12 protein-coding genes are annotated in these 13,998 nt (G+C 42.2%); 6 read left to right on the top strand and 6 right to left on the bottom strand.

The features are described 5' to 3' along the window. Nucleotides 1-32: 32 nt before the first annotated feature. The 5 genes from cobO to rne form a co-directional block, all read right to left on the bottom strand. Nucleotides 33-638, bottom strand: a complete 606-nt coding sequence (gene cobO, locus BTO08_RS03095; protein ID WP_105059849.1) for a cob(I)yrinic acid a,c-diamide adenosyltransferase — start codon at nt 636-638, stop codon at nt 33-35. 9 nt (nt 639-647) lie between these two features. Then, nucleotides 648-1,469, bottom strand: coding sequence for an adenosylcobinamide-GDP ribazoletransferase (locus BTO08_RS03100; RefSeq protein ID WP_105059850.1), 822 nt, complete (start codon nt 1,467-1,469; stop codon nt 648-650). Next, entirely contained in the window at nt 1,466-2,494 is a 1,029-nt protein-coding gene (gene cobT / locus BTO08_RS03105; RefSeq protein WP_105059851.1) for a nicotinate-nucleotide--dimethylbenzimidazole phosphoribosyltransferase, read from the bottom strand. Before cobT ends, BTO08_RS03100 begins: the two co-directional genes overlap by 4 nt. A gap of 161 nt (nt 2,495-2,655) precedes the next feature. Continuing rightward, nucleotides 2,656-4,212 carry a SulP family inorganic anion transporter gene (locus BTO08_RS03110; RefSeq protein WP_105059852.1) on the bottom strand — a complete coding sequence of 519 codons (1,557 nt, stop codon included), beginning with the start codon at nt 4,210-4,212 and terminating at the stop codon, nt 2,656-2,658. A gap of 240 nt (nt 4,213-4,452) precedes the next feature. Next, nucleotides 4,453-7,737, bottom strand: a complete 3,285-nt coding sequence (rne, locus tag BTO08_RS03115) for a ribonuclease E (RefSeq protein ID WP_105059853.1) — start codon at nt 7,735-7,737, stop codon at nt 4,453-4,455. 436 nt (nt 7,738-8,173) lie between these two features. Here rne and rluC point away from each other — a divergent pair, with 436 nt between their 5' ends. Continuing rightward, entirely contained in the window at nt 8,174-9,118 is a 945-nt protein-coding gene (gene rluC / locus BTO08_RS03120; protein WP_105061301.1) for a 23S rRNA pseudouridine(955/2504/2580) synthase RluC, read from the top strand. Nucleotides 9,119-9,181: 63 nt separating this feature from the next. Here the strand turns inward: rluC and BTO08_RS03125 are convergent, their stop codons facing one another. After that, complete coding sequence (locus BTO08_RS03125; protein WP_105059854.1) at nt 9,182-9,763, bottom strand: Maf family protein; 582 nt, start codon at nt 9,761-9,763, stop codon at nt 9,182-9,184. 460 nt (nt 9,764-10,223) lie between these two features. Between BTO08_RS03125 and yceD the strand changes: the two genes are divergently transcribed. The 5 genes from yceD (at nt 10,224) to fabD (ending at nt 13,980) form a co-directional block, all read left to right on the top strand. Continuing rightward, a complete protein-coding gene (gene yceD / locus BTO08_RS03130) occupies nt 10,224-10,742 on the top strand; it encodes a 23S rRNA accumulation protein YceD (RefSeq protein WP_005368721.1) in 519 nt (172 codons plus the stop codon). Between the two features lie 20 nt (nt 10,743-10,762). After that, nucleotides 10,763-10,933 (top strand): 50S ribosomal protein L32, encoded by a 171-nt coding sequence (gene rpmF / locus BTO08_RS03135; RefSeq protein WP_005368719.1) that lies wholly within the window; start codon nt 10,763-10,765, stop codon nt 10,931-10,933. A 9-nt stretch (nt 10,934-10,942) separates the two neighbouring features. Then, nucleotides 10,943-11,968, top strand: coding sequence for a phosphate acyltransferase PlsX (plsX, locus tag BTO08_RS03140; protein ID WP_181316917.1), 1,026 nt, complete (start codon nt 10,943-10,945; stop codon nt 11,966-11,968). 5 nt (nt 11,969-11,973) lie between these two features. Continuing rightward, complete coding sequence (locus tag BTO08_RS03145) at nt 11,974-12,930, top strand: beta-ketoacyl-ACP synthase III (RefSeq protein ID WP_005368715.1); 957 nt, start codon at nt 11,974-11,976, stop codon at nt 12,928-12,930. Between the two features lie 120 nt (nt 12,931-13,050). Continuing rightward, nucleotides 13,051-13,980, top strand: a complete 930-nt coding sequence (gene fabD / locus BTO08_RS03150; protein ID WP_105059855.1) for an ACP S-malonyltransferase — start codon at nt 13,051-13,053, stop codon at nt 13,978-13,980. Nucleotides 13,981-13,998 lie beyond the last annotated feature (18 nt).

Raw genomic sequence — 13,998 nt, forward strand, 5'->3', positions numbered from 1 at the left:
AAGGTTTATTACTTTTAATGGCTTATTCGCATTTACCAATCAATCCCTTTTCGCGCTTTTATTCCGCTTTCAAAGGCATGCTTAACATTACGCACTTCTGATACAGTATCGGCAATTTCGAGTAATTGTCGGTGTGCCGCTCGCCCTGTAATGATCACCGACTGTGTCGTAGGACGCTTTTCTATAGCCTCAATTACGTCATCTAACGCAATGTAATCATAGGTGATCATATAAGTCAGCTCATCGAGTAATACAACATCATAGCTATCATCAGCTAGCATTGCTTTACATTGTTGCCATGTTTCTTTCGCAGCAGCTGTATCGGCTTCTTTATTTTGGGTTTCCCATGTAAACCCAGTAGCCATTACTGCAAAGTTGACACCGTGTTGCGCTAGCAAATTACGCTCACCACAATCCCATGTACCTTTTATAAATTGTCCTACACCACAGTGCTGACCATGACCGACTGCTCGCGTAATCATGCCAAAACCTGAAGTAGATTTTCCTTTACCATTGCCAGTGATTACCAGAACCAGTCCTTTCTCTTGTTGGGCTGCATCAATACGAGCATCAACTTGCTCTTTTAATTTTTGTTGGCGCGCTTTATGGCGATCATCCTTATTGGTTGTATCTGTCATCTGAAATCCTTAAAAATGATAATGACTCGCAAAGGTTAATAATGTCAGGTATCCGGTTATCTCTGCAAGTTGTTGTGTCGCTCCTAAACAATCACCGGTATAACCACCGAGTTGGTGGTTGAACCAATAGCCACAACTTTGACGAACAAATAAGGTTGTTATAAGACAACTTAATGCGAGAGATAGCGGTAATATTGAGAGTACTAATACTCCTGTTGTTAGTAATATCCCGATATCTAGTAAAGATTGCTGATTGGCTAAAGGTTTAACCTTACTGTCCTGATCTGCGCGAACATAAGGGTAAGAGAAGATAAGACTTGCTGCAGCGACTCGGCTTATACAATGAATCACAATAAAGGCATAAATAGGGAGATAGAGGTTTATATCAGCCAATGAGACCAATGTTATCCATTTTAAACCTAATGCCATCACTAGTGCTGAAGCGCCATATGTACCTAGGCGAGAATCTTTCATTATATTGAGCTTTGATTCAATCGTCCAACCACCACCAAAGCCGTCAAATACATCAGCCAGTCCATCTTCATGGAAAGCTCCCGTGATTAAGAGACCTGAAATTATTGCTATGCCAATCGCAATTGTAGGGGGAAAAAGAAGAATAAATAGTAGGTATACTAAGCTACATATTGCTCCCACAATAAGACCAATAACACCAAAGTAGCGATTGGCATGATTTAATCGCTCAGTGCTAAATGGAGTACTGCTTGGTATAGGAATACGAGTGAAAAACGCTAATGCGACTAAAAAAAGTTGCCATTGATATCGAGAGCCACTTTCCGTTAGTGATGCTTTGCTCTGGTGTTCGGTACTCACACAGTAACTCCTGCATCATCAAAACTCGCCATATCATTGTAAAAGGCACATGCAGCTTTAATTAACGGCAGTGCTAATACAGCACCTGTCCCTTCTCCTAAACGTAAGCCTAAGTTAAGTAATGGTGAGGCATTAAGATGTTGAAGCATACGATGATGTCCGGCTTCCTCTGAATGATGACAGAAAACAAGATAATCGATAACGTTCGGGTTAATTGCAACAGCCAGTAAGGCTGCTGCCGTTACAATGAAGCCATCAACCAATACAATCATACGGTTTTCAGCTGCTTGTAAAATACCACCTGTGATTTGCGCAATTTCAAACCCACCAACAGCGGATAACACTTTTAACGGATCGCCTGTGGCACTATAGTGATATTTACAGGCAAGACGAATAAGCGCTAATTTCTTTTGATATTGGCTGTCATTAATACCTGTACCATGCCCTGTACACGCATCTGCAGGAAGATTTAGCAGTAATGCCATAATCGCGGCAGCACTACTGGTATTGCCTATCCCCATTTCCCCAAAAGCAACAAGGTTGGTACCTGATTGATACAGCGAATCCACAACGCTCGCTCCTGCAGATATTGCTTGTTGTACGGTATCAAGCGACATTGCATCCTGAGTGGTGAAATCTTGAGTTCCTTTGCCTAATGGCTGCCTGATTAAATCTGGATGGTCATCAACATCGCCTAAAATCCCAGCATCAACAATTTTAAGTGCCATATTATTGCTACGACAAAAACAGTTCGCTGCTGCACCGCCGGCTAAAAAATTATGGACCATTTGGGTAGTGACTTCTGCGGGTGCAATACTTATTCCATGTTGTGAAATGCCATGATCTGCCGCGAAAATAAGGAGATGAGGATTATCGACGGTCAGTGTATCGCTTTGCTGGATTAAAGCGAGCTGTTCAGCAAGTGGTTCTAATTGGCCTAACGCACCAATGGGCTTCGTTTTATTATCAATGCGTTTTTTAATGTGGATAGATTGAGCTTTATCTACAGGATAAATGGTAAACACTGTGCGAATCCTTTGCCGAATGTTTGAAATATTAATCACTTAATACAATGATTGTTTCAGAAAAAAGGACATAAGGGGAGCGGGAATGAGAAAAACAAACGTAAAATATGATCTACAGGTAGAAAAAAGCCCACCTTGTTAAGTGGGCTTGTTCATATCTATTAGCCTAGTACGTCAGAAGCAACTTTATATGTTGGATCTTCAAGAACGTTCACTTCAACCAGACTACCAGCTTTTTTCAGCAGTTTACTGCACTCAGGACTTAAGTGACGCAAATGAATGGTTTTATTACGATTAGCATAACGTTCTGCAATCGTATCAATCGCTTCAATAGCGGAATGATCGGCAACGCGTGATTTAGCAAAATCAATAATCACTTCTTTTGGGTCATTTTGAGCATCAAATAACTCAAGGAAATGTGATACTGAACCAAAGAAAAGTGGACCATTTACTTGGTAAACTTTTGCGCCATTATCATCGATGTGGCTTGCGGCATAAATTTCTTTAGCATGATTCCAAGCGAATACGAGAGCAGAGTAAATAACACCAACAAGTACTGCAACTGCAAGATCTGCAATTACCGTAACGCTTGTTACTAAGATAATGGTAAAGAAATCGTGCTTAGGTACTTTGCGCATCATTTTGAAGCTCGCCCATTCAAACGTCCCGATCACAACCATGAACATTACGCCAACAAGTGCAGCAAGCGGGATCATTTCAATAAATGATGAACCGAATAAGATGAACAGTAGAAGACCAATAGCAGCTGTAATACCGGATAAACGACCACGACCACCTGAGTTAATATTGATCATTGACTGACCAATCATGGCACAACCGCCCATCGCCCCGAATACTGAACAAGTAACGTTTGCAACACCTTGACCAACACACTCACGGTTACCATGACCACGTGTATTTGTCATTTCATCAATCACAGTTAGCGTTAGTAATGATTCGATTAAACCAACCGCAGCAAGAATTAATGAGTAAGGCAAAATAATTTTTAGGGTCTCGAGGTTAAAGCCAACATCAGGTAAAGCGAATGTTGGTAAAGAGCCTGCAAGTGTTGCATTTGCGTCACCACTCATGGTGCGAACAAAATCGACTACAGTGCGAGAGTCTAAACCTAAGACATGAACTAATGCTGTAACAGTTAAAATGGCAACAAGTGAAGAGGGAACTGCTTTAGTTAGTTTTGGTAAAAAATGAATGATAAACATGGTTAACGCAACCAAGCCTAACATGATGTAAAGCTGTGTGCCGTGCATCCATTCTAAGCCACCATTAAGAGCTGGAACTTTGAACTGACCTAACTGAGCTAAGAAAATTACAATCGCAAGACCGTTAACAAAACCGATCATGACAGGGTGAGGCACCATTCGAATAAATTTACCAAGACGGAACACCCCCGCTAGGATCTGAAGTAAACCTGCAAGCATGACGGCAGCAAAAAGATATTGAATACCGTGCTGGGCAACAAGGCTAACCATAACAACAGCCATTGCACCTGTAGCACCAGAAATCATACCTGGGCGACCACCGAAAACGGCAGTAATTAAACCGACAATGAAGGCTGCGTATAAGCCAACCATCGGGTCAACGCCAGCAACGAATGCGAAAGCAACGGCTTCAGGTACCAGTGCAAGTGCAACGGTTAAACCTGAAAGTACGTCGTTCTTGACGGATTGATGAGTTTTTTGGGGAAAATCTAACATGTTAGTTGAGGATTCTTCTATTATTTGCTGTATTTAAAGCGCATTTTGGTTAACAGAATGCTACAGAAAGTTGTAATTAGCTTCAACTTTTGTTGGCTAATAACGGCATTTACTCCGATTACAAGTAAAAAATTAGAGCCACATGTAATTATTAAACATAAAGTGCGCTGGTTTTGACTCATAATTAGATAATAAAAAAGCCATGCAAGAGCATGGCTTTTTCATTGCTAAACTTAACTTTTAGTCAAAAGAGGGTTTAGTCATTGGTGCAGCAGCACTGTTTGTTGCTGTTTGGCTACCCGCTGCACGTGTATTGGTACGCTCGCGTAATGGTGCCGCTTGAACAACAGAGCCTGAGACATGTTCTTCAGGTGCTGGCGCTTTTGTCATTGCAGAAGCAGCATGGAAACCACGAGGTGAGGTTGCCATTACCGCCGTTGCTACAGCAGGTAAATCAACGACTGAAGTTACAGGTGATTTCATTTCAACTGTTTCTTCTGTTTTGATTACCGGAGCTGCTATTTCTTCAACAATAACAGGTTGCTCGATCACTTGCTCTTCAGTAGGCTCAGACTTTATTTCTACTGTTGTTTCTTCTTCTGTAAAGCGTGGGAATACTTTACCCATCGCCATTTCAGGAATAGCAACACCAGAAAGTGTCGTTGTTTCAACAGCAACTACTTCAGATTTAGCTTCTACTACTGGTGCATTAATGATGATGTCATTTGTTTCAACTTCATCAATCACATCTGCAGCATCGACTTTCTCTTCTGTGATGTTTTTCTCAACAGGCGCTTCAACGGCTGGTTTGATACGAGACCAAACTTTACCCATTGCCATTTCAGGAATTGCAACTCCTGAAGTAGGACGCATTGCTTTTGGCTTTTCAACGATAGAAACAACATTGACCATCTCGCTAATACTATCAGCAGCATCAATAGCAGCCTGCTCAATAGCATTTGCTTCTTCATTGGTAACAAAGTCAGATTTCTCTACGCGTGTATCACGCATACGGCGACGACGCTGACCACTTGCACGTAAGTGACGTGGTGAACGGCGATTACGGCGTTGAGTGCCTTCCTGCTCTTCATTATCAGCTTGCTCGTCAGTCACACCCTGAGTTTTTTCAGGTTTGTCTTGTGCTTCTTTAGCAATGCTCGTTCCCAATGCCATTAATGGTGATGGTGTCTGCTCTACAACAGTTTCAACCGTGTCAACTTTTTCGACAGCATCAACTGGTACATTTTGTTGTTTAACTGATTCTTCAACATTATCTGTGATACGTACTTTTTTACGAAGTTGACGGCGCTGGCGACGTTGCTTCACTTTTACCGCTTTTTCTTCGTTATCACGTTGTGCATCAACAGGTTTTTCAGTTGTTGCTTTTGCTGACTGCTCGTCTTGTTGTTGACGTTGCTGTTTTTGCGCTTGAATTTCTTCTTTACGAGACTGACGCTTCTGCTCTTTCGCTTCATCGTTATTACGGTTTTGGCGAGGAGCTTTTGCAGCCTTGTCGTTTTGCTGTTGACGGTTTTTGTCATTACGGTCATTGCGACGACGATTTTGGCGTTGCTCGTTATTACGCTCTTGACGTTCGTCATTGTTCTCAACATCGTTGTTATCTTGTCGATTATTACGACGGTTGTTATCACGACTGTTGTCACGGTTATTACGACGGTTGTCAGAACGATCGTTGCGACGATTGTTGTTGCGACGATTATTTTGATTGTTGTTTTGTTCTGTTTTTGCTTCTGCTGGTTTCTCTTGTTGCTGTTCAGGGCTACCAGAGAAGAATGAAGCTAATACAGAGAAGAAACGGCTTAATAAACCAGGTTTCTTGGCTGATGCAGGAGCAGGTTTAGCCGTTACTTTTGGTGTCGGCTTAGTTGCAGGCTTTGCAACAGGCGCTGGTTGTTTTGGTGCAGTGAAACCTTGAAGTACTGGCTCTTCACGTTTTTTGATGACGCGCTCAGGTTGTGGTGCTTCAATTGCTTCAGCTTCTTTTAACGCTTCTAACGTTTTAGGTATATGGTAGGAAAGTGTGTCTTGCTCTTCACCTTCACGAATACGCAGGACTTCAAAGTGCGGCGTTTCCATATCAGAGTTCGGAACGATAACAACACGTACACCATGGTACTTTTCAATGTGCTGAACTGAACGACGCTTTTCGTTGAGAAGGTATGAGGCAACAGGTACAGGTACAATAGCAAGTACTTGGGAGCTGTTATCTTTTAGTGCTTCTTCTTCGATTAGTCGTAGAATTGATAGTGATAGTGATTCATTATCACGAACAACACCAGTGCCAGAACAACGAGGACAAACGTGGTGGCTCGCTTCTGCAAGAGAAGGGCTTAAACGTTGACGAGACATTTCAAGTAGACCGAAACGTGAGATTCGACCGATTTGAACACGTGCGCGATCCATACGAACAGCTTCACGTAAACGGTTTTCAACTTCACGTTGGTGGCGAACAGGTGTCATATCAATAAAGTCGATAACAACCAGACCACCTAAGTCACGTAGACGTAATTGACGTGCAATTTCATCGGCAGCTTCTAAGTTTGTCTGTAGTGCTGTTTCTTCAATATCGCCACCCTTTGTTGCACGAGCAGAGTTGATATCGATAGACGTTAATGCTTCTGTTGGGTCAATAACAACAGAGCCACCTGAAGGTAAACGAACTTCGCGCTGGAACGCAGAGTCAATTTGGCTTTCAATTTGGTAGTGGCTAAATAGTGGAACCTCACCCTCGTAACGCTTAACGCGAGACAAGAAATCAGGACGAACTAATTTAATATGATCACGTGCGCGGTCGAAAATTTTCGGGCTATCGATTAGAATTTCACCGATGTCACGACGTAAATAATCGCGGATTGCACGAGCAATCACATTACTTTCTTGGTGGATAAGAAACGGAGCTGATTGTGAATCGGCTGCTTCTTTTACAGCATTCCAATGGTTTAGTAGAACGTTTAAATCCCACTCAAGCTCTTCACCTGATTTACCCACGCCTGCTGTACGTACAATTAGACCCATACCTTGCGGTAAGTCTAATGTGCTTAGTGCAGCTTTAAGTTGGGTACGCTCTTCACCTTCGATACGACGAGAAATACCGCCAGCACGAGGGTTGTTAGGCATTAAAACAAGGTAACTACCTGCTAGAGAGATAAAAGTAGTAAGGGCTGCGCCTTTGTTTCCACGTTCTTCTTTATCAACTTGGACGATAACTTCTTGGCCTTCTTTTAGGACTTCCTTGATATTAGGACGACCTTGGTAAGAATAATTGGCAGGGAAGTAATCTTTCGCAACTTCTTTAAGAGGAAGGAAACCGTGACGCTCAGCACCATAGTCAACGAACGCTGCTTCCAGACTTGGTTCGATGCGTGTGATGCGGCCTTTGTAGATATTTGCTTTTTTAGATTCGTGACCAGGGCTTTCGATATCAAGATCAAATAGCTTTTGGCCATCAACTAATGCGACGCGCAACTCTTCCTTCTGAGTTGCGTTAATCAACATTCTTTTCATTATATTGTACTCATTTATTGTCGTTGTATTAGTACGCTAGTTACATCTGTTTTTTGATGGCGCCGGACTCCAAGTCTGATGTACGGTTGCAACCTCACGGTTGGAATGCAGGAGTGCTTTCTGGCCACACTTATCAGCCAACTGTATGTGAGATGGTTAGATCTAAAAAATACAGCTGGTATCACCACATTGAAGTGGTTGTATCTGTCACATCAAAAAAAAATGTAATTTGACGCACTAAAAAAAACTCCGATAACCCTAACGTCTTACGCCATTTGCTGCGTTTATTATCTGAGTTGTATAAAAAATAGCCATAAAGATGGTTATATGCTCATCTTGTCAATGAAGTAGGCAAAAAAACCTACCTCAGCACACAATGATAGCAGGCTCACTTTTTTGCGGCAATCTGCTTTATTTGCGTGATACAATCAAACCCATGACAGAAGATAAACCTAAAGTGCAATTCATCGACATTAGCGATGACTTTGCAGGCCAGCGGATTGATAATTTTCTCCGCGCTAGGCTTAAAAACGTACCAAAAAGTATGATTTACCGCATTTTGCGTAAAGGCGAGGTGCGAGTAAACAAAAAACGTATTAAACCTGAATATAAATTGCAGGATGGTGATCTAGTACGCGTACCGCCGGTTTTTGTTCCTGAAAAAGAAGAACAAGCACCAGTAAGTACCAAGTTGAATAAAGTCGCTGAATTAGAGCATTGCATTATCTATGAAGATGATCATATGTTAATTCTGAACAAACCATCAGGAACGGCAGTTCATGGTGGCAGTGGCTTAAAGTTTGGTGCTATTGAAGCATTACGAGCGTTACGCCCTGATGCACGATTTTTGGAACTCGTTCACCGAATTGACCGTGATACCTCGGGCATTTTGTTAGTGGCAAAGAAGCGTTCAGCTCTTCGTCAATTGCAAGAGCAATTTAGAAATAAAACGGTGCAGAAATATTACTTCGCTTTAGTAATGGGAGAATGGAAAGCGAATTGCCGAAAAGTCACTGCACCTTTGTTAAAAAATGAAGTAAACAGCATTGTACGTGTTAACCCACAAGGTAAAGCATCCGATACGCGTTTTAAGGTATTAGAGCGATTCCCACAGGCGACATTGGTACAAGCTAGCCCTGTAACGGGTCGTACGCATCAGATCCGTGTGCATTGTCAGTATGAAGGCCATCCTATTGCTTGGGATGATCGTTATGGTGATCCACGTTTTGATGCCTACACTAAAAAAACAGGTTTAGGGCGTTTGTTCCTTCATGCTGCAAATATCAAATTTACGCATCCAAGTACGGATGAAGCGATGGATATTAGCGCGCCAATGGAACCGGTTTTAGAACGTTGTTTGGAAAAACTACGTCAAATGTAACCAAAGTGAAAGGCGAGGAAATAGTCTCGCCTTTTGTTTTGCACGAATGTTAGTGACTAAGTCTTATAAAACAGAAACGTCCTCATTAGCTAACATTTCTGTTAATGCAATCAAAGGTAATCCTACGAGAGTGTTAGGATCGCGCCCTTCAAGTTTATCAAATAGTGCTATTCCTAAACCTTCGCTTTTAAAACTCCCAGCACAATATAAAGGTTGTTCTTTTCTCACGTAATTCTCAATTTGTTGTGTCGTTAGTGTTTTAAAGTGGACATGAAAGGGTTCACAAATGACTTGAGTTGATTGCGTTTTTGCATTGTAAACACATAGCCCTGTGTAAAAAGTAATGGTTTTGCCACTTGCGGCTTGTAATTGCCTACAAGCATTTTCTTCAGTATGGGGTTTACCTAAGATTTTCCCATCAATCACACAAACTTGATCTGATCCTATAATAAGAGAGTCTGGGTAAGTGCTGGCACAAGCTTTGGCTTTTAATTGTGCGAGTCTACAGACTAATTCTTGGGCGGATTCTGTGGGTAATACCGTCTCATCAGTTTCAGGGTTTGCCGTTTCAAAACGGATCGCTAACTTTTCGAGTAGCATTTTTCGGTAAGGGGAGGTTGATGCCAGTAATAATGGTTGTGTCATAACAGTGTTCTACACATCTAGAGTGAATTTTAATAGAACAATGATATAGGAAGTTTCACTATGATTGCTGCAACTTTTATTAGGATTATATTGAATTGAGATTGTTGTATTACGGTTGTTTCATTCCACAATTCGGTGTATGTTCCCGCATAATTTGTTAGATCCCCAATTAGACTAATGACAAGACTCATATTGTTCAAAATATATGTGGGTTATTGATAGCGACTGCATATGATTATACGTCTATATCAGTTGCTTTGTGCGCTATGTTGGGTGTTATTTCATCGATTGTTCCGACACGATCAAGTGATTGAGTAGCAGACATTTATAATTTTATTACTGAGATGTGGTGTCGAAGCGTTTTGTAATTTTCATCACAGCATGAGAATTGGTCAAAAGCTGTTAAATCACACACATTTCCTTTGACTCAAACAGACTATAAGGCTAATATTCGCGCCCTATGCAAAAGGTAAAATTGCCGCTAAAGGTAGATCCAGTACGCACAGCACAAAAAAGACTCGATTATGATGGCATCATCAAAGCCGATCTTTTGTCTCGCCTAGCTGAATCAACCCAGAGCGTAATAAGTGATGCAAACGTCAACTTGTCTTTTGACCTTGACCAACGTCGTATTCCTTTCATCCGCGGTATCGCAGATGTAGACGTGATGTTGACCTGTCAGCGATGTCAGGGAGAATTTCCACACCATATTCATGTGGAATTCTGTTATAGTCCGGTTCGCAACGAAGAAGCCGTAGATGAGTTACCGGAAGCCTATGAGCCGACAATCGTCGACGAAAATGGCGAGATCAACCTGATTCAACTTGTTGAAGACGAATTGATTCTGGAATTACCACAAGTCGCAATGCACGACGATGCTGATTGTAAAATTGGCTCGAAGAACATGTCTTTTGGTGAGATCCCCGTTGCTGATGAGCGTCCGAATCCGTTTGCAGTATTGAAAAATCTTAAGAGTTAAATTTAACAGGAGTAGGGTTAATGGCCGTACAAAAGAGCAAAAAATCACGTGCAGCACGTGGTATGCGTCGTTCACACGATGCCCTAACTACAGCAGCAGTTTCTGTAGATAAAGCATCTGGTGAGACTCACCTACGTCACCACGTGACAGCTGACGGTTTCTACCGTGGCCGCAAGGTTATCAACAAGTAAGGTTGAACCTTGATGGGTCTTACCGTTGCACTTGATGCAATGGGCGGGGATTTCGGTCCTCAAGTAACAGTGCCTGCCGCCGTGCAGGCACTGTTGCATTCGCCTGAGCTCAAACTTATTCTTTTCGGTGATCTAAGTGCAATCACTGCGCAGTTAACTCTCCTCAATAAGCTTAACCACCCTAGGCTAACGATCGTACATTGCGATACCGTTATCGCCAACGAAACACGTCCATCACAAGCCCTTAGACATAGTAAAGGCTCATCTATGCGTATGGCATTAGATGCAGTTGCAGCAGGCCAAGCAGATGCATGTGTCAGCGCAGGTAATACTGGCGCACTCATGGCATTATCACGTTTTGTGTTGAAACAACTTCCGGGTGTTGAACGTCCTGCATTAATTTCAGCGATACCCAATCGTGGTGAAAATCCAACATGGCTTCTTGATCTTGGCGCGAATGTGTCTTGCGATGCTGATACTTTATTCCAGTTTGCAGTTATGGGCTCTGTTCTTGCTGAACAAACCTTAGGTGCTATGCCGCGTGTCGCATTATTAAATATTGGCGAAGAAGAGATCAAAGGTAATGATTTAGTCAAACGTTGTGCTGAAATGTTGATTCAATCTCCGGATATCAACTATGTTGGCTACGTTGAAGGCCACCAACTTTATTCAGATAAAGCCGATGTTATAGTGTGTGATGGTTTCGTTGGCAACGTGAGTTTAAAGACCAGCGAAGGGGTCGCAAACTTATTTATTGAACGGATAAAACGTGCAATAGGTAGAAACCCAATTCGACGCATTATTGCTAAATGGCTGTTTAGTGAGCTATTTGAGAGCTTGCAACAGTTGAACCCCGACCAGTATAACGGTGCAAGTCTGTTAGGATTGCGCGGTATTGTGGTTAAAAGCCATGGAAGTGCTGATACTGTCGCTTTCGCTCATGCGATAAGTGAAGCGGTTTACGAAGTTAAACAACAAATACCGAACAAAATCAGTGACCGTTTAGAAGAGGTCCTACTCGAGAGGCACTATTAGTCTTCATGAATAGCAAAATTCTAGGAACTGGCAGCTACCTGCCACAACAAGTACGCTCGAATGCGGACTTAGAAAAAATGGTAGAAACAAGCGATGAGTGGATTGTGACACGAACAGGTATTCGTGAACGTCGTATTTCGTCTGAAGATGAAACTGTTGCCGTAATGGGCTACCAAGCTTCGTTAAAAGCAATTGAGATGGCGGGGATTGATAAAGAAGATATCGATCTGATCATTGTTGCCACTTCTAGTGCCAGCCATTCATTTCCATCAGCAGCTTGCCAAGTGCAAGGTATGCTAGATATTAAGGGCTGTCCTGCATTTGATTTATCTGCGGCGTGTACAGGCTTTGTTTATGCGTTAAGTGTTGCTGATCAGCATATCAAAACGGGTATGGCGAAAAATGTACTTGTTATTGGTTCTGATGCACTTTCTCATTGCTGTGATCCAGAAGATCGCTCAACCATTATTTTATTTGGTGATGCGGCGGGTGCGGTTGTGATTGGTGCGAGTGAAGAGCCGGGTATTATTTCAACGCATTTATATGCTGATGGTCATTTTGGTGGTTTATTAAGTCTAGCTGTGCCAGAACATGGTAAAGATTTTGATGCCAACAAGTGGCTTTACATGGCAGGTAATGAAGTATTTAAAGTGGCGGTAACCCAGTTATCGAACTTAGTGAAAAGTACGCTTGCTGAAAATAATATGGATAAGTCAGAGTTAGATTGGCTTGTGCCTCACCAAGCGAATATGCGTATTATCTCAGCGACGGCGAAAAAATTATCTATGTCGATGGATCAAGTTGTGGTTACGCTTGATCGTCATGGTAATACATCAGCAGCAACTGTCCCAACAGCATTAGATGAAGCGGTTCGTGATGGCCGTATTCAACGTGGTCAAACATTATTACTAGAAGCGTTTGGTGGCGGTTTCACTTGGGGCTCAGCATTAGTGAAGTTTTAATCAAGTGATTAAACATTACTGATTTGCTTTTATTTTTAGTGCATTAAAACTAATAAGCAATATATTAGTTTTAATGCATATTAATCGACTAATGATTAGTCAATAAATAAGGATTCTCGAATGTCTAAGTTCGCGATTGTTTTCCCAGGTCAGGGCTCTCAAACCGTTGGTATGCTAGCTGAATTAGCAGAACAATTTGATGTGGTTAAAGAAACGTTCTCTGAGGCATCTGATGCGCTAGGTTACGATCTTTGGGCGTTGGTTCAAAACGGCCCAGCAGAAGATTTAAACCAAACACAACGCACTCAGCCTGCATTGTTAACAGCATCTGTTGCGATTTGGCGTGTATGGCAGCAGCAAGGTGGTGAGCAACCAACGCTACTTGCTGGTCACAGCCTTGGTGAATATTCTGCACTAGTATGTGCAGGTGTTATTGATTTTAAAGCTGCGGTAAAACTGGTTGAACTTCGTGGTCAACTAATGCAAGAAGCAGTACCGGCTGGAGTTGGTGCTATGTCTGCAATTATCGGTCTTGATAACGATGCAATTGCGAAAGCATGTGAAGAAGCGGCTCAAGGCGAAGTATGTTCTCCTGTTAACTTCAATTCGCCGGGCCAGGTTGTTATTGCTGGTAATAAAGAAGCGGTAGAGCGTGCAAACGTTCTGTGTAAAGAAGCGGGTGCTAAACGTGCGCTTCCTCTTCCTGTTTCTGTGCCTTCTCACTGCGCATTGATGAAACCTGCTGCGGATAAACTTGCAGTAGCACTAGAAACTATCGAATTTAATGCACCGTCTGTACCTGTTATTAACAATGCTGACGTGGCAACAGAAACTGATCCAGCAGCGATTAAGCTTGCACTCGTTAAACAGTTATACAGCCCAGTACGTTGGACTGAATCTGTTGAGCGCATGGCTGCAGAAGGTATCGAAGAATTATTAGAAATGGGTCCAGGTAAAGTATTAACTGGCCTAACTAAGCGTATTGATCGCGCACTTAGCGGTGCTGCAGTTAATGATATTGCTTCATTAGAAGCGGCTATGGCTAAGTAGTCATTAAGCTTTAAAGAG

This window comes from Photobacterium angustum, from assembly GCF_002954615.1.
Classification (GTDB): Bacteria; Pseudomonadota; Gammaproteobacteria; order Enterobacterales; family Vibrionaceae; genus Photobacterium; species Photobacterium angustum_A.